The 25,614-nt window shown below is 76.2% G+C and carries 16 protein-coding genes and 1 pseudogene; 5 read left to right on the top strand and 12 right to left on the bottom strand.

Annotated elements, in window-relative coordinates:
• Positions 1-182: 182 nt before the first annotated feature.
• The 9 genes from ACZ51S_RS17355 to ACZ51S_RS17315 form a co-directional block, all read right to left on the bottom strand.
• Complete coding sequence (locus ACZ51S_RS17355; protein WP_468474594.1) at positions 183-875, bottom strand: M15 family metallopeptidase; 693 nt, start codon at positions 873-875, stop codon at positions 183-185.
• 9 nt (positions 876-884) lie between these two features.
• Positions 885-3,557 carry a SpoIIE family protein phosphatase gene (locus ACZ51S_RS17350; RefSeq protein ID WP_468474593.1) on the bottom strand — a complete coding sequence of 891 codons (2,673 nt, stop codon included), beginning with the start codon at positions 3,555-3,557 and terminating at the stop codon, positions 885-887.
• Positions 3,558-3,693: 136 nt separating this feature from the next.
• Positions 3,694-5,520, bottom strand: a complete 1,827-nt coding sequence (locus ACZ51S_RS17345) for a VanW family protein (RefSeq protein WP_468474592.1) — start codon at positions 5,518-5,520, stop codon at positions 3,694-3,696.
• A gap of 232 nt (positions 5,521-5,752) precedes the next feature.
• Entirely contained in the window at positions 5,753-6,163 is a 411-nt protein-coding gene (locus ACZ51S_RS17340) for a hypothetical protein (protein ID WP_468474591.1), read from the bottom strand.
• Positions 6,164-6,239: 76 nt separating this feature from the next.
• On the bottom strand, positions 6,240-7,772 hold the full coding sequence (locus ACZ51S_RS17335; protein WP_468474590.1) for a lantibiotic dehydratase C-terminal domain-containing protein: 1,533 nt from the start codon (positions 7,770-7,772) through the stop codon (positions 6,240-6,242).
• A gap of 10 nt (positions 7,773-7,782) precedes the next feature.
• Complete coding sequence (locus ACZ51S_RS17330) at positions 7,783-9,708, bottom strand: TOMM precursor leader peptide-binding protein (protein WP_468961308.1); 1,926 nt, start codon at positions 9,706-9,708, stop codon at positions 7,783-7,785.
• Positions 9,705-11,525, bottom strand: coding sequence for a hypothetical protein (locus ACZ51S_RS17325; RefSeq protein WP_468961306.1), 1,821 nt, complete (start codon positions 11,523-11,525; stop codon positions 9,705-9,707). The genes ACZ51S_RS17330 and ACZ51S_RS17325 overlap by 4 nt, the downstream gene beginning before the upstream one ends.
• On the bottom strand, positions 11,522-14,179 hold the full coding sequence (locus ACZ51S_RS17320; protein ID WP_468961304.1) for a lantibiotic dehydratase: 2,658 nt from the start codon (positions 14,177-14,179) through the stop codon (positions 11,522-11,524). The genes ACZ51S_RS17325 and ACZ51S_RS17320 overlap by 4 nt, the downstream gene beginning before the upstream one ends.
• A gap of 104 nt (positions 14,180-14,283) precedes the next feature.
• On the bottom strand, positions 14,284-14,481 hold the full coding sequence (locus ACZ51S_RS17315; protein ID WP_388940661.1) for a thiazolylpeptide-type bacteriocin: 198 nt from the start codon (positions 14,479-14,481) through the stop codon (positions 14,284-14,286).
• A gap of 551 nt (positions 14,482-15,032) precedes the next feature.
• On the opposite strand from ACZ51S_RS17315, the gene ACZ51S_RS17310 reads away from it, so the two are divergent.
• From ACZ51S_RS17310 to ACZ51S_RS17295, 4 genes are all read left to right on the top strand, one after another.
• Positions 15,033-16,250, top strand: coding sequence for a glycosyltransferase (locus ACZ51S_RS17310; RefSeq protein WP_468961302.1), 1,218 nt, complete (start codon positions 15,033-15,035; stop codon positions 16,248-16,250).
• A 167-nt stretch (positions 16,251-16,417) separates the two neighbouring features.
• The gene (helR, locus tag ACZ51S_RS17305; protein WP_468474585.1) at positions 16,418-18,595 is read left to right on the top strand and encodes an RNA polymerase recycling motor ATPase HelR; all 2,178 of its coding nucleotides are present in this window, start codon (positions 16,418-16,420) and stop codon (positions 18,593-18,595) included.
• Between the two features lie 60 nt (positions 18,596-18,655).
• On the top strand, positions 18,656-20,134 hold the full coding sequence (locus ACZ51S_RS17300) for a sensor histidine kinase (protein WP_468474676.1): 1,479 nt from the start codon (positions 18,656-18,658) through the stop codon (positions 20,132-20,134).
• Entirely contained in the window at positions 20,131-20,826 is a 696-nt protein-coding gene (locus ACZ51S_RS17295; protein ID WP_468474584.1) for a response regulator, read from the top strand. The genes ACZ51S_RS17300 and ACZ51S_RS17295 overlap by 4 nt, the downstream gene beginning before the upstream one ends.
• Positions 20,827-20,868: 42 nt before the next feature.
• Here the strand turns inward: ACZ51S_RS17295 and ACZ51S_RS17290 are convergent.
• Both ACZ51S_RS17290 and ACZ51S_RS17285 read right to left on the bottom strand, forming a co-directional pair.
• Positions 20,869-21,504 (bottom strand): annotated as a pseudogene (locus ACZ51S_RS17290) (phosphatase PAP2 family protein); the annotation flags it as partial.
• A 131-nt stretch (positions 21,505-21,635) separates the two neighbouring features.
• Positions 21,636-22,223 carry a TetR family transcriptional regulator gene (locus tag ACZ51S_RS17285; protein WP_468474583.1) on the bottom strand — a complete coding sequence of 196 codons (588 nt, stop codon included), beginning with the start codon at positions 22,221-22,223 and terminating at the stop codon, positions 21,636-21,638.
• Positions 22,224-22,328: 105 nt separating this feature from the next.
• On the opposite strand from ACZ51S_RS17285, the gene ACZ51S_RS17280 reads away from it, so the two are divergent.
• Positions 22,329-23,174, top strand: coding sequence for a class I SAM-dependent methyltransferase (locus ACZ51S_RS17280; RefSeq protein ID WP_468474582.1), 846 nt, complete (start codon positions 22,329-22,331; stop codon positions 23,172-23,174).
• A 46-nt stretch (positions 23,175-23,220) separates the two neighbouring features.
• Here the strand turns inward: ACZ51S_RS17280 and ACZ51S_RS17275 are convergent, their stop codons facing one another.
• Complete coding sequence (locus tag ACZ51S_RS17275; RefSeq protein WP_468474675.1) at positions 23,221-25,092, bottom strand: ABC transporter ATP-binding protein; 1,872 nt, start codon at positions 25,090-25,092, stop codon at positions 23,221-23,223.
• Positions 25,093-25,614 lie beyond the last annotated feature (522 nt).

Raw genomic sequence — 25,614 nt, 5'->3', positions numbered from 1 at the left:
TGATACGGCCGTCCGGGAGTGGATCACCCGTGCGATACCCGCCCGGCGACGTGTGCCCGCGGCGGTCCGGACGCGCGCCGCGGCACGCCGGTGACCGTACGCCGTCGCTCCCCGGCGCCCCGAGCGTGGGCCGCCGCTGCGCCCTGCCCCCCGCCCTCGCCGCGCCGCCCCGGCGGCAGGGCCTATCCGCCGTCGGACGAGAAGTGCTGGTAGTCCGGGCTGGACCACCACTCGCCGCCCCAGTGCCAGCCGACCCGGCGGAACGCCCTGGCCACCGCCCCGTCCGACGTGATCATCCCGGGACGGACCGGGTCCCGGCGCAGGTAGGCCCGGCCCGCCGGGGGATGCACCACCCCCTGCCGGTCCACGTACGGGTTCTCGACCGGGTTGACGTCGACCGCGAGACCCCACGAGTGCCGCGAAAGCCTCCCGGAGTCCCCGGTCACCGGCCGGCAGTTGAACGCCGAGGTGTTGTCGTCGGCCATCGCCGCGCGGTCGTCGCCGCCGTACTCGGCCGTCACCCGCATCCTCCGGATCGGGAAGCGGGCGTCCAGGGCCCGGCCGAACACGTACAGCAGGGGCCGCACCGCGTCCCGGTGGACGACCAGTTCGCCCCGGTGGACCTTCCCGTCGAAGCCCCAGTGGTTCATCCGGACCAGCCGCAGCCGGTCCGCCGTCACCGGGCACCCGGCCCGCATGCTCGCCCCCAGCTTCCCCGCGGGCACCTCCGTCACCTGCGCCGCGAGCACCGGCGCGGCGGCCCGTACCGGCGCCCCGGAGCGCTCGCGGGCCGCGGGCGCGCAACCGGGCGTCGCGCTCGCGTACAGCACGGCGACCGCGGTCAGGCAGGCGGACACGGAGCGCTTGGGGCGCACCCCTCCACGCTACGGCCCGAGATCCCCGAAGGCCTCCAGCGGTACGCCGTCCGGGTGGCCCGTCAGCCCCTGCTCCGACCAGATGACCTTCCCCTCGGCCGTGTACCGGGTGCCCCAGTGCTCGCTGAGCTGCGCCACCAGGAACAGCCCGCGCCCGCCCTCGTCCGTGGTGGCCGCGTACCGCAGGTGCGGGGCGGTGCTGCTGCCGTCCCACACCTCGCAGGTCAGGGCGTGGTCGTGGATCAGCCGGACCCGGACCGGCGGGCTTCCGTGCCGCAGCGCGTTGGTGATCAGCTCGCTGAGGATGAGCTCGGTGGTGAAGGCGAGCTCCTCCATCCCCCACTCCGCGAGCTTCGCGGACGCCAGGTTCCGTACGACACCGACTCCGCTCGCCCGCGGCGGTACGTCCCACTGCGCGACCCGGTCGGGGCCCAGGGTCCGGGTCCTGGCGATGAGCAGGGCCACGTCGTCGGTGGGCCGGGACGGCAGCATGGCGTCGAGGACGGCGAGACAGCTCTCCTGCGGGTCCCGGTCCGGGTGGCTGAGCGCCGCGCGCAGCAGCTCCAGCCCCTCCTCGATGTCCCGGGTCCGCTGCTCCACCAGGCCGTCCGTGTACAGCACGAGCTGGCTGCCCTCCGCCAGGCGCAGCTCGCTCGTCTCGAACGGCATGCCGCCCAGCCCGAGCGGGGGACCGGCCGGCACGTCGACGATCTCCGTGGTGCCGTCCGGGGCGACCACCATCGGTGGCAGGTGCCCGGCCCGGGACAGGGTGCAGTACCGGGAGACCGGGTCGTAGACGGCGTACAGGCAGGTCGCGCCGAGCACGCCGGCGGCGCCGTCGGTGTCGTCCTCGTCGATGCGCTGCACTAGGTCGTCCAGGCGGGCGAGGAGTTCGTCGGGCGGCAGGTCGAGGGAGGTGAAGTTGTGCACCGCCGTGCGCAGCCGGCCCATCGTGGCCGCGGCGTGCAGCCCGTGCCCGACCACGTCCCCGACGACCAGGGCGACCCGGCCGCCCGGCAGCGGGATCACGTCGAACCAGTCACCGCCGACCCCGGACTGCGCGGGCAGGTAGCAGTGCGCCGCGTCCACGGCGCTCTGGTCCGGCAGGCCGCGGGGCAGCAGGCTGCGCTGGAGGGTGACGGCCAGCGTGTGCTCGCGCGTGTAGCGGCGGGCGTTGTCCATGGCGACGGCGGCGCGGGCGACCAGCTCCTCGGCCAGCGACACGTCGTCCTCGTCGAAGGGTTCGGGCTTCTCGGCCCGCCAGAAGTTGACCACGCCGAGGACCACGCCCCTGGCCTTGAGCGGCGCCGCGATCAGCGAGTGGATGCCGTACTCGACGATGGCGGCGGCCCGCCGGGGGTCCTGCACGTGCCACCCCGGCGCGTCGGCCAGGTCCGGCACCAGCTCCGTCTTCCCGGTGTCGTAGCCGCGCGCCTGCGGGGTGGTGGGCTTGAACTCGATCAGCCGGCCGAGCGGGTACAGCGGGTGGTCGGCGCGGATCCCGCTGACCGCGGTGCGCAGCATGTCGGAGCCGGGGCCGGGCTCCTCGCCGTCGAGCACCGGGTCGGCCAGGTCGACGGTGACGAAGTCCGCGAAGCGGGGCACGGCGACGTCGGCGAGCTCCTGGGCGGTGCGTTCCACGTCGAGGGTGGTGCCGATGTCACCGGTGGCGTCGTACAGCAGCTTGAGGCGCTTGCGGGCGGCCTCCGCGCGGCCGGAGAGGACCCGCATGTCGGTGGAGTCGCGGATGGTGACGGCGGCGCCCTCGGGCCGGCCGTGCGGGTGGGTGGGCCGCTGGTTGACGACGAGCAGCCGGTCCCCGGTCTCCAGCACCTCGTCGGTGGCCACCCGGCCCGACAGCAGCAGGTCGGCCATCCGGCTGTCCAGGCCCGGTACCTCGCCGATGTGCAGGCCCTCGGCCCCTTCGGGCAGCCCGAGCAGCCGCTTGGCCTCGTCGTTCGCCAGGACCAGCCGCCCGTCGCCGTCCGTGATCAGGACCCCCTCGCGGACGGAGTGGAGCACCGCGTCGTGGTGCTCGTACATCCGGGTCATCTCCTGGGGGCCGAGCCCGTGCGTCTGGCGGCGCAGGCGGCGGCTGGTCAGCGCCGTGCCGGCGGTGGCCAGGGCCAGGCCGGTGGCCATGACCAGGAGGATGACGGGGAGCTGGCGCTCGAAGGCGCCGCTGACGTTTTCCACCGTCAGGCCCGCCGACACCAGAGCGACGACCCTGCCGTCCGGCGCGGTGACCGGCACCACCGCCTGGATCTCCTTGCCGAGCGGCCCCCGCACGCTCTCGGTGTGGACCCGGCCGGCGAGCGAGGGCTCGATGGTGCCCACGAAGCGCTTGCCGATGCGGTCCGGCTTCGGATGGCTGTAGCGGATCCCCCGGGTGTCCATGACGACGATGAAGTCGACCCCGGCGGCCTTGCGCGTGGCCTCCGCGAGGGGTTGCAGGATGGCGGACGGATCGGCCGTGCGCAGCGCTTCCCGCAGGTCGGGAGAGTGCGCGAAGGTCTGGGCGACGGCGATCGACCGGTTGCGGGCCTCACGGTCGACGTCGTGGCGGGACTGCAGGAGCAGCGCCAGGAGGGCACCGGCGGCGAGCAACACCACGATCGCCACCTGGAGGACGAACACCTGTCCGGCGACGCTCTTGAATCCCTTGCTCAGGGGTGACCGCACCGCATTGCCCGGTACGGCTGGCGAGGAAGGGTCACGTCCCCAGTTGTAGCACCTCCGGCGCCCCACGGCCCCGACGTGCGCGCCGCGCGCGCCGCCGGTCACCGCGGGTGAGGACCCGTTCCCCCTGCCGGCCCCCTTAACGGCCCCGTGCCGGGGCCGCGGCGGCGGCCGCGGCCGGAGCGTCGCCCGCCGGTGCGGCGGCGGCCGGGGCTCCGCTCGGGACCGTGCCGGGGGCGGCCTCCGGCTCGCACGTCACCTCGTCGCGCGGGGTGTAGTGCGTCGTGTGCTCCTCGCGCCTGACCTCCCGGCCGTCCTTGACGAAGATCCGGCCGACGGTGACGTCGAAGCCCTCCAGGGGCGTCTGGACCTCGCAGGCCGGTCCGGTGCCCCGGTGCCTGGCGGGCGGCTTGACGTTGGTGCGCGGGCCCTTGGTGGCGCGTACCTCGTCGTACTTCTTCGTGCCGAGGAGGCTGATCGTCAGCGAGGTGTCGGTCGAGGACGCCTTGACGTAGACCGCGTGGCCCGAGTCGTTGAGCCAGCGCAGGTCGAGGCTGCCCCAGGCGACGGTGGCCTCCCGGCCCTCCGGGTACCGCTCGATGTAGAACGAGTGCGCCCCGTACTCGACCGGCTTGAGGCCGGCGAAGAACATGGCGTTGAACATCGTGGTGGCGACCGCCGAGACACCGCCGCCGGGCGACTTCACGTACCGGCCGTCGTTGATCATGATTCCGTCGACGAAGCCGTTCTCCGCGGTGCGCTCACCGACCGTGCGGTTGAAGCTCCACTCCTTGCCGGGCATGACCAGGGAACCGTTGATCAGCTCCACGGCCCGGCCGATGTTCTTGGTCCGGTACGGGGCGGCCGGGAACTCGACGGTGAAGGAGGACATCTCCTCCTTGATCCCGAGGGCGCGCACCTCGGCGTCGGTGAGCTCCGGTTCGACGGCCGTGGTGGCCACCTCCGCGCTGCGGTCCGCGCCCGAGCGGGTCAGCGCGGGCATCACGGCACGGCCGAGGGCCTCTGCGGTGACCTGCCGCCCGTCGCGGCTGCGTTCCGTGACCTGTACACGGCCGTCCGCGTCCACTGCGAGCGCGGCGTCGCGCGGCGCTCCGGCCGCGTCCGTGACGGGGCCGGCCACCGCGGGTTCGCTGAGCAGGCCCCCGGAGTCCAGGGCCGGGACCAGGCGCCCGCCGCCGTCGGGGGTCATCTTCAGGTGCTCGCCCAGGACCACGGGGCTGACGGGTATGCGGGCACCGGCCACGGTGAGGGTGACCGGCCCGGAGACGGCCGGTTCGGCGAACTCGCGCAGGGCGCGTCCGGTCTCGTCCGCGCCGACCCGGGGCTCGGTACGGGTGACCGGGAGGGCGACGGGGGTGCCGGCCGGGCGCGGCCGCAGGTAGGCCTCCCGCAGCGTGTCGAGGGCCCGGTCCCGGACCAGGGAGACGCCGGTCCGGGCGGTGACGACCTCCGGCCGGCCGTCGTCGAAGGTGATGGACCCGTCGCGGACCGGCTGCTCGGTGCTCGCGGCGAGCCGGTCGACCCCGGCGCGGGCGGCCAGCTCGTCGGTACGGATCACGGGCTCGACGTCCGGGTCGCCGGAGGCGAAGAGCCGGCCGATGACCCCGACCGGCCCGTATCCGGTGTGCGAGGCGCGGGCGGCGGTCGCGGCGGCGTCGAGGGAGAGTCCGACGGACGCCGGTACGACCTGCTCGACGCGGTCCCCGATCCCCGCCGGGATCGGGGCGCCGGCCCGCGGCCCGAGCTCCCGCAGGAGCGTGCTCCGCGCCGCCGCGCTGCTCATGCCGCCGATGTCGACGCCCCGCACGCGGGTGCCGTCGGCTATGTCGTCGCCGACGGCGAGTCCGGCGGCGTACAGGCCGCCGAACCCGAGCACGAAGGCGCCTCCCGCCACCGGCAGCGCGATCCGCCAGTTCTTCCCCGTCCAGCTGCCCGCAGGTCGCACGGCTCTCCCTTGTGGCGCCGACCCGGTCGCCGGGCGGCCTCGTGGGCCGGGGCGGGGGGCGCGTAGACGACAGTTCCGGTCAACCATGATGAACCTGGAAGCGCGCCATTCGGGTGAGAAGGTAACCGTTCTCACAAATCCGGCAAAGGCCCCACGGCGCGGTGGTGAGGCCGCGGGCCGCCCTGCCGGGCCCCTGCGCACGGGGCGGTCCGCCGCCCCGGGGCGCACCCGCTCAGCCGGCCTCGCCGGCCGCCTCGGTGAACAGCTCCCCGGGCGTGCCGTCGAGGACGAACCCGTTGTCGAAGCGGACGCGGAGCCGCACCCCGGGCCGCTGCTCCTGGAAGGCGGTCCACTCCGGTTCCAGGGCGGCGATCCGCTCCTCCAGCTGCCGCTTGCTCTCCGGGGGCACGGCGTGCCCGAAGGACTCGAAGAGCGAGGTGAGGCGCTGGTACTCGCGCACCTCGTGGCTCTCGCGCCGCTCCTCGTCGTCCACCCGCTCGACCGTCCCCTCGGTGCCCGCCGCCAGGGCCAGGAACCCGGGCACGGGCGCGGGGGAGCCGGCGGAGCCGTCCGCGGCGGCCAGCGCGTCGGCCAGCCTGATGTCCGCCGCGAGCCTCACCCGCCGGCCTTCCTTCAGCGTCATGGATGCTTCGTCCCTCGGGTCGTGCGGGTCGGTGCGGGCCCGGCCAGTCCGGCCCGGGCCGGTGCGGGCGGTGCCATTATGTGGCCCGGCCCACGGGCAGCACGTACTGGAGGGGTCGGTCCAGGTCGTCCAGGCCGAACAGTTCGTGCGCCAGGTCGTCCTGGAAGCCGCCCAGCGGCATCGCGCCGAGCCCCAGCGCCGACGCCGTCAGCAGCAGGGACTGGGCCAGGTGACCGGTCTCCAGCAGGCCCAGCCGCAGCGCCCGCAGGCCGTAGCGCCGCCGCATCCGGCCCAGGTCCACGTACAGCCCCAGCACCACCGGTGCCTCGTCCACGACCAGCGCCATAGGATCCTCCGGCGGCGCGTCCAGGTACGCGGACAGCGCCTTGAACTCGCCGAGCGCGGGCGCCCCACCGACCCGCAGCAGCGTGCGCCGGCCGGGCAGGCTCTGGTACGTCCCCGGCTCCAGCCCCTCCACCCCGAACGCGATCAGCCGGATCCCCACCGCGTAGAGACCGCCCGGACTCGGGTAGGGGCGGTGCGCGAAGGGCGCGTCGGAGCCGGTCGTGTGACTGGTGGCGTGAGCGCCCCACAGCAGCGTGCCCAGCGTCCGCGCGCTCAGCGGACCGCTGAGCCCCTTGCGGACGCTGGTCCGCCCGGTGACGGCGGCCCACAGCGAGACCTCGGGCACCGGCCCGCCGGGCAGCGCCACCTCTTCCCCCCGCGGCACCGTCTCGGCCGGAGCCGGGCGCAGTGCCCCCTGGGCGTCCCAGCCCGCCCGGACCTTGCTCCGCTCCAGGTACCGCCAGTCCGGCGCCAGGTGCCCCTCGGGGAAGTACGCGGCCGCCTCGCCGGTGTCCAGCAGGGCGTGCGCGGCCAGCCGGTACACGGCCCGCTCCTCGTCCGGGGCCACCCCGAGCCGGTTCAGCAGCAGGTGCAGCCCGCCGTCCCGCTCCCCGGCCCCCTCCGCCGCCCGTACACCCCGGGCCCAGGCCGCGGCCGGTCCCGTCGCGGTGCCCCGCTCCAGCGCCTCCCGCAAGGCCGCCGCCCGGCCGGCGAGTCCGGCGCGCTGGGCCGCGTACACGGCGTTCACCTGGGCGTGCACCAGCCGGGCGGGCAGCCGGCCCGCTTCCGCCGAGCCGGGCCGTACGGCCACCGCCAGCCCGCGCAGCCAGCGCGCCGCCGCGAAGCGGTCCATCCCCAGGGCCCAGGCCGTGGCGTGCGCCAGGTCCCCGGCGACGGCCAGGCGCCGGCTCCCGTGCGGGGTCCCGGCGACGCAGTCCACCGCGATCCGGGTGGACAGCGCCGCGAGCCCCTCGGCCGCGGGCGTCGGCCCGGCCGCCCGACGGACCTCCGCCGCCTCCGTCAACGCCTCCACCAGGGCGGAGAGTCCGGCTTCGCCCCCCGCCCGGACGCCGTGCACCCGTACCCGCAGGTGCGGTTCGCCCTCCGCCTGGCGTACGAAGTCCCACCCGGCGGCCCCGCCCCGGGCGACGAGCCCGTCCAGCAGCGGCGCGAGGTCCTCCACGAGGAAGGCGTCGGCGCCCCCGGGCCCCTCCCGAGGGAAGCAGCGCAGGGCGGGCCAGGGGCCTTCGGGGGCGGTGTTCACGTACGGCTCCTCACGGGAACGGGTGCGGATGCAGCGGCAGTTCTTCATGGCGCAGCGGCCCCGCGGCCCGGCCCAGCCGGTGCGGGACCTCCAGCAGCCGGGGCAGCCCCCGGGTGCGCCGGTTGACGTGCCCGAAGGTCATCGGCAGGGCGCCCGGCACCACCGCCTTGGCCGTGTGGAGGCCGAGGCGCTCGCGCACCCCCGCCTCGTCCTGCCCGACCACGATCACCTCCAGCCCCGCCCCCGCCAGCCGCCGCACCGTGGCGTCCAGCAGCCGGGCCGGCTCCGCGACCGGCTCGGGCGCGCCCGGCCAGGCCTCCCGCCAGGGCGTCGGGCGGTCATCGCCCTCGTAGAGGAAGTCCAGCCTCGGCCGGGCCTCGGGCAGCCCGTACAGCGCGGTGTGGTCGGATAGGGTGACCACCAGCTCCGGCCGCTCCAGCATCGGACGCAGCCGGCGCGGATCACAGCTGCCGGGCTCCGCCCGCAGCCGCTGGGCGGCGTTGAAGACGTTCGTCACCGCCTCCACCACGGCGGAGCGGATCGCGGCACGCGGGTCGTGGTGCGCACCGGCCGCCAGGAACACCTGCGGCGCCGCCGACCGCGGATCGGTGTGCCGGGCGACCGCGACGACCGCCGGGACCCCGAAGTCGTTGGTCGCGTCCAGCAGCGCGAGTTCGTAGCCCGCCAGCTCCGCCCGGTCGGCGAGGTGCAGCACCTCGAGGTCGTCGTCCGGCGGCGCGATCCGGCGCAGCGGGGTCCTCGCGTACCAGGCCATCAGGAACGCGTCGCGTTCCGCGACCTCGAACAGCCCGTACAGAGCGGCCTCTTCGGGGCTGTTGCCCAGACCGCAGCCGCTGGAGCACTCGTAGACGACGCGCGGCCGGCCCGGACCGGGGTCCCAGTACGCGACGTGCTCGGGCACGGCGACCGTGCGCCCACGGGTCAGGGACCAGCCGTGCACCCAGTCCAGCTCCAGGTCGGGGGTGTAGGGGACGGTCGGTGACGCCGGATGCCCGTGGTGGGCGGGATCGGGCAGTCCCAGCCGCTCCGGGTCCAGCGCCCGCCGGGGCCCCAGCGCGGCGTAGGAGGCCCGCAGGACGGTCCGCTTCCCGTGCGGGCGCATCCCGGTGAGCCGCTCGACGCCCTCGAAGAGCGCCACCCGCTCGCTGCCGGCGTAGTCGCCGGACCGGCCGTAGCCGCCGTCGGGAAGGTCCCGTCCGAGGGTGACGTAGGCGCTCGTCAGGCTGTGCGCGGAGTCCTCGGTGGCCACCACCCGGTGGACCGGCCCGAACCGTTCGTCGTACAGCTCCGCGCGCAGACCCTCCCTGCCCGTACGGTCGTTGGCGCCGCGCAGCACCGCCGGATCCGGCAGCCTCGCCCCGCTCCAGCGGGGCCGGGCCGTCGCGGGGTCGTCGTCGGGCAGGGGCAGGCACACCGGGCAGCCGCCGGCCGGCCGGAAGCCGTGGCTCGACCAGTCGGCCCGGCCGCCGTGCACGACCCGCACCGAGGCCGCGGCACCCGGCCCCGGGACGGGTTCGGCCAGCAGGCCGGCGGCCAGTGCCGCCACGGCGTCCGCCAGGGCGGGGGAGGGGCGGCCGCCGAGCCGCAGGCCGGGACTGTGCCACGGGACGCGGCCGCCGATGGTGGCGAGCCGGCGGTACTCCGTACAGGAGAGGCAGCCCACGGCGCCGGGCCGCAGCACCGGGCCGACCACCGTCAGTGCGCCGTCACCGCGCACCGGGACCAGTGTGACCGGATGGCGGAGCGCGTGCCGCGACAGCTCGGAGGCGGTGTCCAGGGACCAGTCGTCCAGGACGACCACGGCCCGGCCGGCCGTGGCCTCCAGCGCGCCCCGCGCGTCGAGGACGGTCAGCCCGAGCGCGGCGAGGGCCGCCCCGAGCGGAGTGCCGGCGACGGGTGGTGCCGACGGGTTCACCGCGATCCCCCTTCCGGGTCCGTGCCGGGCTCGTCGTGGCCCGCCAGTACGGCGAACCCGCATCCGCGCAGCGCCGTGACGACGGCCCGCGCCTCGGGCCCTGCGGGCTCCCAAGGACGGGCCCGCAGGCCGGTCAGCGCACGCAGGCCGGCGTGCAGGCCGGCTTCCCGCGCGGCGGTCGCGGCCCACCAGCCCGCGGCCCAGCTCTCGTCCTCCCAGGGCGCCGGATCCGCCCCGGCCGCCGCGAGCGGACACAACTCCCCGCCGGGCACGGTGGTGTGACGCGGGGCCGGGTCGAGTGCCGAGGCCTGTACGCGGACCAGCGCGGCCAGCGCCGCGAAGGCGGCCGCGTCCCCGGCGGTGGCCTCCACCGCCCGTCCGAGCAGCCGCCCCGGCGGACCGCTCGCGCGTACCTCGGCCCGGTAGGCCGTACCGTGCGCGTCCAGCGGGGTCACGCTCAGCCGCGCCCGCACCCCCAGCCGGCGGGTCAGGACCCGCCACCAGTGGCGGGCCTGCGGATGCCCGCTGCCGTACGGGTCCCAGGGCGCGGCTCCCGCCCCCGGCGCGGGCAGCCGCAGCGCGGCACGCCGCAGCGCCCGCCCCAGCGCGTGCCCGGGCCCCGCCCCGACCACCACCCCCCGGCCCCCGCACCGCAGTTCGGCGGCACGGCACACGGCGTCGAGGCGGGCGAGGTCGGCCCGCGCGGCCCCGGCCGTCATCCGCCCGCCGCCCGGCGCCGCGCAGCCGGCCAGCGCCACCGGAAGCTGCGGCAGGGTGCCGGTGAGGGGAGGCGCCACCACCCCGAGCCGCTCGTCGCCCAGCGCGGCCACCCCGGCCAGCGCCTCGGCGAGCGTGCCGGGCGGCGGCGCGGTCGGCTCCGCGGCACCCTGCGGCCAGGGGTGGTACGCCGACCGCAGCGGGCGCTCACCGGCGACCAGCACCGAGGGGAGCCGCGGTGGCCCCGACCGCGGGCCGTCGGCGTCCCCGGAGCCCGGATCGGGAAGTCCCGCCACCGCGCACAGCAGCCGCTGCACGGCAGCTCCCGCCACCAGCGCGGTCAGCTCCGGGCCCGGCGGCGCCGCCGGCCCGGGTTCCCCGCCCAGCCCGAGCCGTTCGGCCAGCGCGGCCGTGTCCGCCCCGGCCCGGTCCGGGGCGGACACGGCCGGGGTGACGAACGCCCCGCCCGGGCCGACGGCCGCGCCCACCGCCCACTCGGTGCCGTCGGCGCGGGTGGCGCGGACCAGCACCCGCCCGGCACCGCCGGTGCGGGAACCGGCCCGCGCCGCCGTGATCCCGGCGCGCGCCAGGGCCCGTACGGCCGCGGAGGCCAGGGGCGCGTCCGGATCGTCGGCCCGTACCTCCACCCGGGACCCGGCGAGGGCAGCGGCCGCCCGGGCGGGGTGGTCGGCGACCGTGAGCAGCCACTCGCCCGCGGGGGCGCCCTCGGCCGGAGCCGCGTCCTCGACCAGCATGCCGTGCGCGTGGAGCTGCCCGATCAGCGTGCACAGCGCGGCACGCAGCGGCGTGCCGGCCCCGGCGCGGGCGGCGAGCTCCGCCGCCCCGCCCTGCCGCAGCGCCTCCTCCACCATCCGCCACAGCGCCGGCAGCGCGGGGCTGCCCTCCAGGGTGACGCTGCTGCTCCAGCCCCGCAGGTGCAGGCCCTCGGCGAGGGTGCTCGCGCTGACCCCGGGCCGCAGCCGCCAGTGCCGCAGGGCGTCCAGGGCGTCCAGGGCGTCCGGGGCGTCCGGGGCGTCCGGCGCGCGTGACCCGGCGGCCCCGTCCTGAGCGGCGGACACCGCGGGCGGCGCGGCGGTCATGAGGGGCTCCCCGCACGGTAGGTCTCCACCACGGCCTCGACGGCGCGCGCGGGGACGTCCCGCCCGCCGGGCGCGGGCAGCGCCTCCTCCAGCACCAGCCCGTCGGGATGGCGGGCGAGCCACTTGTCGAGGCAGCGCAGGTGCAGGGCGTTTCCGAGGTCGACGAACTGCGGCTTGGGCAGCGCCTGCCGGCGGGAGGACTCCTCCGCCGTCGCGGCGGCCTCCGCGGCCGTCACGAGCGGCGGGTGCAGGAACAGCTGGTCGGGAACGCCCAGCAGGGCCCGCCAGCGGGCGACGGCGGTGAAGGGCACCTCGCCGTCGGCCGCGTCGGCGGCCAGCGCGGTCCGCAGGGCCCCGACCGTGCCGGGTGCGAGCTTCCAGCGGCGGCGGCGCAGCACGACGTGCCGGTGGCGCAGCCGGGGGGTGCGCACCAGGGGTCCGCCGGGCACGTCGGTGACGATCCGGGGGACCAGCGAGGCGAAGGAGACGACGCCCTCCGGATGGTCGTGGACCAGGGGGGCGTCGCGCGTCGGGAGCAGACCGCTCACCAGCAGGCCCGGGTAGAAGACGTCCAGCGGCTCGCCGGTGTCCCGTACGCGCAGGCGCACCTGGTCGGTGGTCTCGTCGTGGACCAGTTCCACGTCGGAGTCGCGCAGGGGCGTCCGGTTCCCGGTACCTGCCGCCCCCTCCGGCGGGTACTCCTGCGAGACGATCTCCTCCGGCATGAACCGGGGCTGCAGGTTGGCGTTGAAGCCCTGGACGGGGCGGAACTGCACCGGCCGCGCGCCGGGTCCCGCTCCGCGGGCGACCTCCCGCGCGACCGCCTCGACGGCCTCCGGGCCGAGCAGGCCGAAGAAGCGGCTCCCGGTCCGTCCCCAGCCGCCGTAGACGTGGTTCAGGACCAGCAGCCCGCGCCGGGCGTCCCGCTGGAGGAAGTGGGCGTACGACAGCGGGCGCGCCGCCGCCCAGCCGGGCAGCCGCGCCGCGTACGCCCCGACCAGCTCCGCGGGCAGCACCACATCGGAGTCCGGATCCTCCCGCAGGGCGGCCCGCTCCCGCACCGCCGCCTCGAAGGAGGCCCGCAGGCGTACGAGTTCGGCGGCGCGGGTCGGCAGGGAGCCGAGGCCGTCGTCCGGGGTGAGGAGCGCGTCCCGGACGGTGTCCTCCCAGGCCGCGACCGTCGAGGGCCCGAAGTCCCAGACCGGGTGGCAGACACCGCCGCGGCCGTAGCGCGCCACGAAGCGGTCGCGCAGGGCCCGGCGCACCAGGTGCCCGAGGTCGTACAGCTCGGCCAGGGCGGCGACCTCGCGCAGCGCCTCGCGGTCCTCGCCGGTGAGCAGGCCGCCGGTGTCCAGCGGGCGCCGGGCCACCACGTCCTCCGCCAGCACCTGGGGCACCGGGCCCCCCGCGGGCAGCGCCCGCCCCGCCGAGGCGAGCAGCGCCGTCCAGCGCTCGCGCAGGAGTCCGAGCAGCGCGGTGCGCTCGCGGGGGCCGGCCACCGCGAACTTCCGCGTCAGGTCGCCGGCTTCGTCGACACGGGCCGCGAGCGCCTGCTCGCCGCCGTCGCGCAGCCAGGCGGCGATCCGCCCCAGCGGGTCGGCCTCCTGCGGCCCGACGGGCGGTACGGGCACCAGCAGCCCGGCGTTCACGAGCTGCTCCAGGTACGCCAGGGCGGCCGCCCGGTCCTGCGGCGCGGCGAGCGCCGCCGCCAGCCGCGCGGGCGTCGCGGGAGTGCGGCACAGCTCGGCCAGCCGCTCCAGCGGCGCGCTCGCCGCGACCTCGACCTCGTCCTGCCCGGGGACGACGAACCGGCCGACGGCGGAAAGGCCGCGGCTACGGGCGAAGGTGGCGCGCCCTCCGGCCGTACGGGCCGCACTCGCCATCCGGTGCGGGAGGCGGGCCCGCCGCGCGGGGTCGGCGAGGAGCGCCTCGCACAGCGCCGCCACCAGGCTCCGGCCGGTGCGCACCGGGTTGCCGACCGGGTCCAGCGGGTCGCCCTCCCCCCAGTCGGAGCCGGCCGGGTCCGGGGAGCCGGGCCCGGCCGGCAGCGGACCCCAGCCCACCGCGGTGTACCAGGACACCGGGCTGCTGCGGGTGGCGGCGCGTACGGCGTGCCGCAGCACCCCGGGCTCCTCCTTGCGGGCGCGGCGCCCGGTCGTTCCGGCTGCGGCCCGCTCCACGGCGGCCAGCAGGTCGGCGCTGGTCGCCGAAGCGGCGAGGGCGAGGGCCGGTTCGCGGCACTGGGCGGCGAGGGCGTGCCGCTCCGCCGCCAGGGCGGCGGCCGCCGGGCCGTGCAGCCGGGCCCGCAGCGGGGCGAGCCGGCCGCGCAGCTCCAGCCACTCCCGCAGCGGCGGCACCCGGCCGGGCAGGTCGCCGAGCGCGTCGAGGAGGGCGGGCCGGGGTTCGCGCCCGTTGTGCAGGGCCCGACGCAGCGGCAGCACCACGTCCCGGTGGAAGCGGTCGGGATGGCCGCCCCGGCTCGCGTACAAGGCGTCGGTCAGCCGGGGCACGAGCCGGGCCAGCGCGCCCTCCAGCCGTGTCAGTTCCCCGAGCGCGTTGCGGAACGCGGCCGCGTCCGGCGACTGCGCGGGGTGAGCGAGGGTGGTCGCGCGCACCAGCGCGTACGAGGAGATGCGCACGGCGGAGACAGTCATGGCGTCCCGGGGTCCTTCCGGCTCGGCCTGATCGGGGGCGGGAAGCGGATCGCCCGCTCCGGGCCCGGGTACGGGCGCCGGAACGGGCGTCGGCCGGATCACTGTCAGATGACGCCGGGAACGGTCTGCGGCTGCTGCGTGATGCACTGACAGGCGGTGGCGGTCGGGATGCCACAGGTGGAGGTGGACGATCCCGCGGCGAAGGCCGAAACCCCCGCGGTGTCGCGCATCGCGGTGACGGTGATGCCACCGAGGTCCAGGTCGTGGGCCTCGAACGACGTGGCCGCGTCGAAATCTGCCATGAGAACTCCCAAGGGTGTGGGACGACGTGTGATGGCTGGATCCGTGTTGCGGACGAACGAGCGCAACGGTAGCTCCCGGGGTGATCCGGGCGCAGCGGACGCTTTTCGACAATGCGCGGTAACTCCATGTGAAACGGCGGAGGTTGGCCGAAAGGCAGTGCGGCGGGCGGCGGGGCGGCCGCCGTTGGCCGGAGGGCCCCGCCGTCACCGCCGGTTTCCGGCCGGGCTGGCCGCGAACGGCCTCCGTGAACACCCCGGGGGGCCCCGGGTGGCGGGGGAAGGATGCCCGGGGGCGGGTCCGCCGGAACCGCCGCGCACGCGTACGCGCGCAGGCGGGTGTTGGGCCGCTGCGGGCCCTGGTGAGGGGGAGTGTCGTCCGTCGATCCCTCGGCACGCTCCACACGAGGAGGGCGGAAACGACGAAGGCAAGGAGGGATGACCACTCCTTGCCACTCTCAAGTTATAACGCACCGGGGGGCTTGCCGCAAGGCCCTGGTCGTGCAGCAGAATCACCGGCCTAAGCCAAGATCATCGAAGCGGGGGAGCCGGTCATGCGTGTGTTGTTCTCGGTCTACGGATCGCGCGGGAGCGTCGAGCCGATCGTGGCACTCGCCGTGCGGTTGCGGGAGCTGGGCGCCGAGGTGCGCGTGTGCGCCCCGCCGGACGAGGAGTTCGTGGAGCGGCTGGCCGGGCTCGGGGTGGAGACGGTGCCCGCCGGCCGGCCGGTGCGGCCCGTGGTGACCACGGTGACGCCCGGGTCGGCGGCCGGTCTGGCGGAGCGCGCCTCGGAGCTGATGGCCGCCCAGTTCGGCACGGTCGCGGCGGCGGCCGAGGGCTGCGACGCGCTGGTGGTGACCGGCCCGCTGCCGGTCGCGGCCGCCGCCCGCTCGGTCGCCGACAAGCTCGGCATCCGCTACGTCCACGCGAGCCACCAGCCGGTCAGCCTCCCGTCGCCGCACCGCAGGCCGCCCGTGCGGCGGGGCCAGCCGGTGCCGCCGGAGACCGTCGCCAGCCGGACCCTGTGGGACGAGGACGCCCGGATCGCGCACACGATGTTCGGGGAGATGCTCAACACCCACCGCGCCTCGGCGGGCCTGGCGCCGGTCGACAGCGTGCGCGACTACGCCTTCTCCGGCCGGCCGTGGCTGGCCACGGATCCGGCCCTGTCCCCGTGGCAGCCGACGGAGCTGGGCGTCGTACAGACCGGCGCGTGGGTCCTGCCGGACGAACGGCCGCTCCCCGCCGGCCTGGTGGAGTTCCTCGACGCCGGCGAGGCCCCGGTGTACGTGGGCTTCGGCAGCACGCCCGTCCCCGATCCGGAGGGCCTCGCCCGGACGGCCGTCGAAGCCGTCCGGGCGCGGGGCCGCCGCGTGCTCCTGTCCCGGGGCTGGGCCGGCCTGACCCTGCCCGACGGCCACGACGACTGCTTCCTCGTCGGCGAGGTCAACCAGCAGGCGCTGTTCCGCCGGGTCGCCGCCGTGGTCCACCACGGCAGCGCGGGCACCACGACGACCGCCGCCCTGGCCGGGGCTCCCCAGGTGGTCGTACCCGGGGGCGGGGACCAGCCGTACTGGGCCGGCCGGGTCCGCGAGCTGGGCATCGGCGCGGAACACGACGGGCCGGTTCCTACCGCCGACTCCCTGTCGGCCGTACTCGGGGCCGTCCTGACGCCCGCGGTCCGCGAACGCGCCACCGCCGTGGCCGCCACCGTCCGTACGGACGGAACGACCGTCGCCGCCCGGCGCCTGCTCGACGAGCTCGGCCGGTAAGGGTCCCCGGTGCCCGCCTCGGCGTGAACCGGGCCGCCGCCTCGGCGTGAACCGGCCGCCACCACCCCTGCTCGAACCGGGCCGCCCGCCCGGAAGACCCACCCCACCGCCCCACGCACTCACCGCACCCCACAGGTCGCGAGCGACCTCAGATCGGAGCCGCATCCGTGAACCCGCTGACCACCAGCGTCTTCAACCTCCCCGAGCACCTGTCCGCCAAGGCCGACCCGAAGCTGGTCGCCGGCGACGAGCAGCACTTCGCCGCCATCGAGGAGTGCCTCGCGCAGACGATCGCCGAGGTGTCCGAGCGACTCGACGCCGCGCGCAGGGCGCCCGGCGGCATCGGCCGGGAGGCCATGGACCGGGACGCGGAGATCCACCGGCTGACCGCGCGCCTTCGCGTGCTGCGCCGCTTCGGCCTGGACCTGTGCCTCGGCCGCATCGTCCTCGCCGACGACCCCGAGCCCCTGTACGTCGGACGGTTCGGCCTCACCGACAGTACGGGCCGCAGGCTGCTGATCGACTGGCGTTCCCCGGCGGCCGAGCCGTTCTTCGCGGCCACCCACGCCAGCCCGATGGGCCTGGCGAGCCGCCGCAGGTACCGCTGGACCGCGGGCCGGATCGGCGACTACTGGGACGAGGTGTTCACCGTCGACGGGCTGGAGGGGCACGCCGCGCTCGACGACCAGTCGGCGTTCATCGCGAGCCTCGCCGGCAACCGGTCGTCCCGCATGCGGGACGTCCTCGGCACCATCCAGGCGGACCAGGACGCCATCATCCGTGCGGGATCCCGCGGCGCCCTCGTCGTCGACGGCGGGCCGGGCACCGGGAAGACGGTCGTCGCCCTGCACCGCACCGCCCACCTCCTGTACTCCGACCCCCGCCTGGGCCACCGCCGGGGCGGCGTGCTCTTCGTCGGCCCGCACCGCCCCTACCTGTCCTACGTCGCCGACGTCCTGCCCAGCCTCGGCGAGGAGGGCGTCCAGACCTGCACCGTCCGGGACCTGGTCGCCGAGGGCGCCACGGCGGCCGGCGAGAGCGACCCGGAGGCGGCCCGCCTGAAGTCGTCCGCGGACCTGGTGCGGGCGATCGAGACGGCCGTCAGGTTCTACGAGGAGCCGCCCGCCCAGGGGATGACCGTCACGACCCACTGGGGCGAGGTCCGGCTGACCGCCGACGACTGGGCCGCGGCGTTCGACGCGGTCGAACCGGGCACCCCGCACAACGAGGCGCGCGAGCAGATCTGGGAGGAACTGGTCACGATCCTCTTCGACAAGCACCAGGACGAGGGGGACGGGGACGACGACGACCTCTCGCCCGAGCTGTTCCGCAGGTCGCTGCGGCAGAACCGGGAGCTGGTCACCGCCCTGGACCGGGCGTGGCCGATGCTCGAGGCGACCGAGCTGGTCGCCGACCTGTGGTCGGTGCCCGCCTACCTGCGCAAGTGCGCCCCCTGGCTCAGCCGTGACGAGGTGCGCACGCTCCAGCGCGAGGACGCCGGGCGCTGGACGGTGTCCGACCTGCCCCTGCTGGACGCGGCCCGGCAGCGGCTCGGCGACTCGCAGGCGTCCTTGCGCAAGCGCCGTCACGAGGCCTCCGTCGCCGCCGAGCGCGAGCGGATGGCCGGCGTCATCGACAGCGTCATCGCGGCCGACGCCGACGGCGAAGGGGCGGTGACGATGCTGCACGGCAAGGACCTCCAGGACAGCCTGATCGACGAGACCGCCCTGCCCGCGGCCGACCGGGACCTCCTGGCGGGCCCGTTCGCCCACATCGTCGTGGACGAGGCCCAGGAACTGACCGACGCCGAATGGCAGATGCTGCTGCGGCGCTGCCCCTCCCGCAGCTTCACCATCGTCGGCGACCGGGCCCAGGCCAGGCACGGCTTCGCGGAGTCCTGGCAGGAGCGGCTGGAGCGGATCGGGCTCGACCGGATCACCATGGCCTCCCTGAGCGTCAACTACCGCACTCCGCGTGAGGTCATGGAGGAGGCCGAGCCGGTCATCCGGGCCGTCCTCCCGGACGCCAACGTGCCGGCCTCCATCCGCGGCAGCGGCATCCCCGTGGTCCACGGATCCGCCGCGGACCGGGACTCGGTGCTCGACGCCTGGCTCTCCGCGAACGCGGAGGGCGTCGCCTGCGTCATCGGCGACCCCACGTTCCGTACGACCTCCCGCGTCCGGTCGCTGACCCCCTCGCTGTCCAAGGGGCTCGAGTTCGACCTGGTCGTCCTCGTCGACCCGGAGGACTTCGGCACGGGCGTGGAAGGGGCGGTCGACCGCTACGTCGCCATGACCCGGGCGACCCGGCAGCTCGTCGTCCTCACCGGAGCCGGCCGGCGGTAGTGGACTTTCGGCAGTGCCGCGGGCCCGGCCCGGTTCCGTAGGGTCGCGTCCGTGAGAAAGATGACCGACAAGTGCCGGATCCGGGTACCGCGACGGGTGCCGGTACCCGTTCCGGTCCTGTCCGCCGTCCTGTTCGCCGGGGCGGTGGCCGGCGTGGGCACCGGCGTGTCCACCCTGTGGTGGGGCCTGCCGGCCGCCGTCTGCGCCTTCCTCGGCGGCCGGCGGCCCGGACGGAACCGGAGCACGGTGGCGGCCCTGGCCGGAGTCCTCGCGGCGGCCGTGGTGGCCGTACTGCTGGTGCCGGCGTGGCTGGGGTGGGCGAGCCGGTTCGTCGGGCTGCTCCTCGTGGCGGCGATGCTGCCGTGGTTCGCGGGCCGGTTCCTGCGCCAGTACCGCGAACTCGTACAAGCGGGCTGGGAGCGGGCCGCGCGGCTGGAGCGGGAACAGCGGCTGGTCGCCGAACAGGCCCGGCTGCGCGAACGGACCCGGATCGCGCGGGACATGCACGACCTCCTCGGCCACGACCTCAGCCTCATCGCCCTGTCGGCGGGCGCGCTGAAGCTCGCACCCGGATTGCCGGACGAACACCGGGCCGCCGCCCAGGACATCCGAGCCAGGGCGGGGGCCGCCGTGGACCGGCTCGGCGAGGTGATCGGAGTCCTGCGCGAACCGTCCGAGCCGGCTCCGGGCTCCGGGCCGGGGGCCGGGCTCGCCGAGATCCGGGACCTGGTGGACCGGGCGGCCGCCGCGGGCCTCGACGTACGACTGGACGTCCAGGGCGAACCGGGGCCGGAAGACGGGCCGCCCGCCGTCGGGCGGGCCGTGCACCGGGTCGTCCAGGAGGCCCTCACGAACGTCGCCAAGCACGCGCCCGGGCACCGCGTGACCGTCCTCGTGCGCCACGCCGGGGACCGGACCCGGGTCAGTGTGACCGACGAGCCGGTGCCCGGCGTGTCCGCGCCCCGGGACGACGCCGACCGGCACGCGGTGCCCGCGGAGGACCACCACTTCGGGCTCATCGGCCTCGACGAACGCGTCCGGCTGGCCGGCGGATCCTTCACCTCCGGCCCCGAGGACGGCGGTTTCGCCGTACGGGCCACGCTCCCGCACCGCCCCGGTACCGTGCCGCCGCCGCGCCGGCCGGGCGACGTACTGCCGCCCGAGCACCGCAGGGCCCGTCGCCGGCTGGGCCGTACCGCCGCCGCGGCCGTGCTCGTACCGCTGTGCACCGCCGCCCTGCTGGTGGGCGGCGTGCGCGCGTGGGACACCGTGACGGCCCGGCAGTCGGTCCTCGCACCGGGGGACTACGCCCGCCTGCGCATCGGCCAGCCGCGCGCCGAGGTGGCGCCGTACCTGCCCGAACGCCAGACGACCCGCCGCCCGGCCGCACCGGGGCCCGCGCCGCAGGACGCGGTCTGCGAGTTCTACGTACAGACCGGCGACCCGTTCGACGACCGCTCGGGCGACGTCTACCGCCTCTGCTTCCGGGCCGGGCGCCTGGTCTCCACCGACGACTACACAGGGAAGGCCGTCCGATGATCCGGATCCTGATCGCCGACGACGAACCCATGATCCGCGCGGGCATCCGCGCCGTCCTCGCCTGCGACCCCGGCATCACCGTGGTCGCGGAGGCGGGCGACGGCCGCCGGGCGGTGGAACTCGTCCGGTCCCACCGCCCGCAGGTGGCCGTCCTCGACATCCGGATGCCCGGAACCGGCGGCCTGGAAGCCGCTGCCGAGATCCGCAGGACCGTCCCCGGAACGGGAGTCGTGATGCTGACGACCTTCGGTGAGGACGAGTACATCCTGCGGGCCCTCGGCGACGGCGCCGCCGGCTTCCTGATCAAGTCCGGCGAACCCGAGGAACTGATCGCCGGCATCCGGGCGGTCGCCGACGGGGCCGCCTATCTCTCACCCAAGGTGGCGGCCCGGGTCGTCGCCCATCTGGCGGCCGGCGGCGCGGGTGCCGGAGCCGGCCGCCGCTCCGGGGCGCGCGCCCGGGTCGAGGCCCTGACCGGCCGGGAGCGGGAGGTGCTCGGCCACCTCGGCGGCGGGTTCTCCAACGGCCAGATCGCGCGCCGGCTCGGCCTGGCGGAGGGCACGGTGAAGGCCCACGTCAGCTCCATCCTCGCCCGCCTCGGCGTCGACAACCGGGCCGCGGCGGCCGTGGTCGCGCACGAGGCCGGCGTGGTCCCCGTGCCGTCCGGCAGGCCGCCGCGCGAGGAGGGCTGACACCGTCCGTACGGCGAACGGCAGTACGAGCAGCCGTACCGTCACCGCGGCCGCCGTGCCGAGTGCCGCGCCGGCCAGCACGTCGTGCGGGTAGTGCACCCCGACCAGCACCCGCAGCAGGGCGGCCGCCGCGCCGACCGGCAGGGCCAGGGCGGCCAGCCGGGGCCGTACGAGGACCACCCCCACGCCCAGCGCGACCGCCAGGGTGGAGTGGTTGCTGGGGAACGACCAGTCGCCCGGCACGGGACACGGTGCGAGGACCGGTACCCCCGTCAGGGCGCGGCACGGCCGTTCCTCGCCGGCCAGCAGCTTGAGCGCCTCGCTGGTCCCGTAGGCGGCGACGGTCCCCGCGGCGGCCGCCACCGCCCCGGCCAGGCGCGGCGCGTCCCGGCGGCGCAGGGCGCTCCAGCCGGCCCAGGCCAGCAACAGCCCCAGCAGCAGCAAGGTGGCCTCGCTCGCCGCCTCCAGGACGGCCGTGGCCCACGGCGGGCCCTGCGCCACGCCCCGGGTCAGCGCGCGGTAGACGCCGGCCGACCAGCCCGCGGTGACGTGTACCGGCGCGTCCGTCGCGAGTGAGCCGGCGGGCGTCAGCCAGAGCACCGCCGCCCCTCCCGCACCCGCCGAGGCGAGCGCCGCGGTCAGGCGACGCCCTCCGTTCCATCGTTCGATCGATTCCATGCGGCCGACGGTAGGAGCGCCGCTCTGCGGCCGCCCCGGCCGAAGGGCTGCCCCCACCCCCGACGATGGTCGGGGTTGACGGCAGTGGGACACCGCGGCAGCCGCCTCCCGCTCCCCGCCCGGCCGGGGGTTCAGGCCGTGCCGGTCAGTGCCCGGACCAGGCGACCGACCCGGGCCCGGGACGAGGCCTCCGCATCCGCCGGGCCGGTCATCAGCAGGTGGTGCAGCGTGCCGACCAGGGCCAGCGCGGCCGACTCCACGTCCACGGCGGCCGCCACCCGCCCCAGCTCCTGCTCCGCCCGCAGGTACGCGCCGACGGCCCGTTCGACGGCTGCGAAGCCGGGGGCGCCCCCGGCCCAGGCCTCGCGGACCCGCCGCGCCGCCGCAGGCCGGGTCACGGCCAGCCCCACCAGCCCCGGGTCCAGGGACAGTACGGCGGAGGTCACGTCCGCGAGGTTGTCCGCCACACCGCCCGTGCCCGCCCGGGACGGGAGGCCTTCCGAGAGCGCGGCGGCGGCGCCGAAACGGTGCAGGACGAGTTCGGCGACGAACTCGTCGAGACCCGAGAAGTGGGTGTGCAGGACGCCTTTGGCGCAGCCCGCCTCCTCGGTCACGGCCCGGCTCGTCAGGGCGGCGGCGCCGTCCCGGGCCAGGACGCGGTCCGCCGCCTCGAACAGCCGCTCCCGCAGGCCTTCGATGGCCACTCCTCGCGGTGACATCAACATTCTCCCGGTGTAAGGGGATTGCCAGTATGGGCGTCCGCCCATACTGTTTGGGCATGCGCCCATTCTAGGCGTATCCGACGTCACCGGAGGCCCTTCGGCATGCACTCCACCACCAACACCGCCCAGGCACGGGCATGGAACGGCTACGAGGGAGCCCACTGGGCCGCCCACCACGACCGCTGGAACGCCGTCAACGCCGGCTTCGACCGGCCCCTGCTCGCCGCCGCCTCCATCCGGCCCGACGAGCACGTCCTCGACATCGGCTGCGGGGCCGGCGCCACCACCCGGCTGGCGGCCCGGGCGGCCGGCCGCGGCCACGCGCACGGCCTCGACCTCTCCGGCCCCATGCTGGAGCAGGCCCGTACGGCCGCCGCCCGGGAGGGCATCGCCAACATCTCCTTCACCCACGGCGACGCCCAGACCCACCCGCTGCCCGAAGCCGCCTACGACGTCGCGATCAGCCGCTTCGGCATCATGTTCTTCTCCGACCCCGCGGCGGCGTTCGCCAACATCGCCTCCGCCCTGAAGCCGGGCGGCCGCGTCGCCCTCCTGTGCGCGGCCGAACCCGAGGGCAACGAATGGCTGACGGCGCTCACCGCGCTGCGGGACGTCCTGCCGGTCGGCGGCTTCGGCACCCCCGGCGGACCGGGAATGTTCTCCCTCGCCGACCCCGACGCCGCGACCGGCCTGCTGCGTACGGCGGGCCTGCGCGACGTCCGCGCCGAACACGTCCGGGCCACGGGGACCTGGGGCCGCACCGCCCGCGACGCGGCGGACTTCCTCCTCGGCTCCGGACCCGGCCGCCACCTGCTGAGCGCGGTCGGCCCCGCCGGGCAGGCCCGCGCCCGCGAACGCCTGGCCGACACCTTCCGCGCGTACGAAGCCGAAGGCGCCGTCCGGCTGCGCGGCACCGGCTGGCTCCTGACCGCCACCCGCACCGCCTGACCGGTACCGCCCGCCCCGATCCGCCCGGGCGCCGGCGCCCGGGCGGTCACGAGTGCTCCCCGGCGGGCAGGTGCTCATGGCCGCCGGTCCGCGGCGCGGGCAGCGGGTCGGCGAAGGCGCCGGCCTGGACGAGGTAGGCCTCGCGGAAGTCACCGGTGCCGGTGCGCTCGTCCATGAGCTCGTCGAAGGTGCCGGATTCGGCGACGCGGCCGTCCTTGAGCACGTGGATCAGATCGGCGTGCCGTACCGCGTGCAAGCGGTGGGTGATCAGCACGATCGTCTGGCCGGTGGCGGCCTGTTCGCGGATCTGGTCGAAGACCTTCTGCTCCGCCATCGGGTCGAGGGCGCTGGTGGGTTCGTCCACGATGAGGATCGCCGCGTCGCGGTAGTGGGCGCGGGCGATGCCGATGCGCTGCCACTGACCGCCGGAGATCTGGTGCCCGCCGCGGTAGCCGCGGCCCAGCAGCGTGTTCAGGCCCCGGGGGAGACCGGCGAGGACCTCGTCGGCGCCGGAGAAGGCGGCCGCCGTCCGCACCGCGCCGTCGTCGATCGGCGCGCCGGGCCGGCCGATCCCGATGTTCACCCGGGCCGTGAAGGGCCAGTTGTAGAAGTTCTGCGACATCAGGGCGACCCGTCCGAAGACCTGACCGCGGTCCGCGCCGCGGGCGTCGACCTCGTCCCACCAGATCGTCCCGCCGCCCTCGTCGGGCAGGTACAGCCCCGACAGCAGCTTGATCAGGGTGGACTTGCCGGAGCCGTTCTCCCCGACGAGCGCCACGACCTTCCCCATGGGGAAGGTGAGGCTGACGTCCCGCAGGGCGGGCCGGGGGGAGTCCCCGGAGCCGCTGCCAGGGTAGGTGAACGTCACCTTCTCGAACCGTACTTCGCGCACCCGCTCCGGCAGCGCCGTCCCGCCGGACGGGATGGTGCGCCCCTCCGCCTCCGTGCACAGGCGCTTGAAGTCGGCGACGAAGAGGCTCTCCTGGTACAGCTCCGTGACCTGGAGGACCAGGCTGTCCAGGCTGGCGGCCCCGGTGCGGATGGCCAGCACCGCCGTCCCCGCCACCGCGAGGTCCATCCGGCCGGCCCACAGCAGGACGCCCAGCGCCCCGTACGTGGCCAGGGCGGCGAGCCCCCCGGCGGCGTCGGCGATCAGACCCGTCCGGGCGGCCCGGCGGGCCAGCCGGGTCTGCTCGCGTTCGTTGGTCTCGGCCATGCCGCGGAAGTGGGTGAGCAGGAACGGTCCCACGTCGTGGACCCGTACCTCGGCGGCGGCCTGCTGCTGGGTGAGCAGCTGGCCGAGGAGGTGCCCGGCACGGGCGTGCTGGAGGAAGGCGTGGAAGGAGACGTAGCGCTGACGGCTGATGACGAGGGCCCCCCACGCGCTGGGGAACGTCATCAGGACCAGCAGGGGCAGCAGCAGCGGATGCAGCACGGTCAGCACGCCGGCCGCGGCGATCAGGGAGACCGCCGAGTTGAGCACGTCGGTGCAGTAACGGATCATGCGGCGGGCCGAGTCGGCGCCGTACCGGGCGGCGTCCATCAGCCGGTGGAACTCGTCGTCCTCGATCGCCGTCAGCTCCACCCGGTGACCCAGGGCCAGGTACTGCTCGGTGGCCAGCCGCTGCACCTTCGGCTCCAGCGCACCCGTCGCCGCGGTGGAGGCCGACCGCAGCAGCGATCCGAGCACCCCCGTCACCGCTACGAGGACCAGCGCGGGGACCGCTGCCGTGAGCCGGGCCGTGGTCGGGCCGGGGGTCATGAGGTGGCCGAGGACCGAGTTCACCGCGACCAGCCCGGCGGCCTGGCCGATGCCCCGTCCCAGCTCGGCGCCCAGGACCGTCCGCAGCGCCGGCGCGTCGGCCAGGCGGGCCAGCCGTAACGCGGTGCCCACCATGGCGGGAAGGTCACGGGCCATCGTCCACAGGCCGAGCTTCAGCCAGGCCCCCTCGTGCTGGTCCCAGCCGATGTCGTACGCCAGGGGCCCGCCGAACAGCAGCCGCTCCGACTCCGACACCCCGGCGGCGGCCGGCCCGGACGTGGATGCCCCGCTCACGCCGCCCTCCTCGTACCCGGTCGTGAGCGGTGGCCCCCGAAGCCGCCGGGGCCGTCAACCCGGTGCCCGTGGCGTGCGCGGAGGCGGACCCGAGGGCGGGGATGTTCGAATTCGGTGGGGTGTGCGGGACGGGTGGGCGCAGTGTGCACGGCATCCTCCGGATGGGCTCACGACTGGTACTGGTGCTCTAGAAACGGCTCCCGATCGGGTCCGTAACGGCGTATCCGGGGGCAGTCGGTGGACACATGTTCTGGACGGGGCCGCCGGGCGTGCGGGGTCTGGGCGGGCGGCGTTGAAACTCGCTCGAACAGGGCCGGGTCGCCCGCACGGGGGATTGCAGGCTCCGCCGGGTACGGCCGCCGCGCGCGGCGGGCGGGCGCGGCG

Source organism: Streptomyces sp. NPDC034043 (assembly GCF_055575675.1).
This window is presented reverse-complemented; position numbering and strand designations above follow the sequence as displayed.

Excerpts from the sequence above, each read along its gene's own strand:
- ACZ51S_RS17340 (WP_468474591.1), bottom strand. The coding sequence starts at position 6,163 with ATGACGCTGAAGGAAGGCCGGCGGGTGAGGCTCGCGGCGGACATCAGG.
- ACZ51S_RS17325 (WP_468961306.1), bottom strand. The coding sequence starts at position 11,525 with ATGACCGCCGCGCCGCCCGCGGTGTCCGCCGCTCAGGACGGGGCCGCC.
- ACZ51S_RS17320 (WP_468961304.1), bottom strand. The coding sequence starts at position 14,179 with ATGACTGTCTCCGCCGTGCGCATCTCCTCGTACGCGCTGGTGCGCGCG.
- ACZ51S_RS17315 (WP_388940661.1), bottom strand. The coding sequence starts at position 14,481 with ATGGCAGATTTCGACGCGGCCACGTCGTTCGAGGCCCACGACCTGGAC.
- ACZ51S_RS17310 (WP_468961302.1), top strand. The coding sequence starts at position 15,033 with ATGCGTGTGTTGTTCTCGGTCTACGGATCGCGCGGGAGCGTCGAGCCG.
- ACZ51S_RS17300 (WP_468474676.1), top strand. The coding sequence starts at position 18,656 with ATGACCGACAAGTGCCGGATCCGGGTACCGCGACGGGTGCCGGTACCC.
- ACZ51S_RS17295 (WP_468474584.1), top strand. The coding sequence starts at position 20,131 with ATGATCCGGATCCTGATCGCCGACGACGAACCCATGATCCGCGCGGGC.
- ACZ51S_RS17285 (WP_468474583.1), bottom strand. The coding sequence starts at position 22,223 with ATGTCACCGCGAGGAGTGGCCATCGAAGGCCTGCGGGAGCGGCTGTTC.
- ACZ51S_RS17280 (WP_468474582.1), top strand. The coding sequence starts at position 22,329 with ATGCACTCCACCACCAACACCGCCCAGGCACGGGCATGGAACGGCTAC.
- ACZ51S_RS17275 (WP_468474675.1), bottom strand. The coding sequence starts at position 25,092 with ATGGCCCGTGACCTTCCCGCCATGGTGGGCACCGCGTTACGGCTGGCC.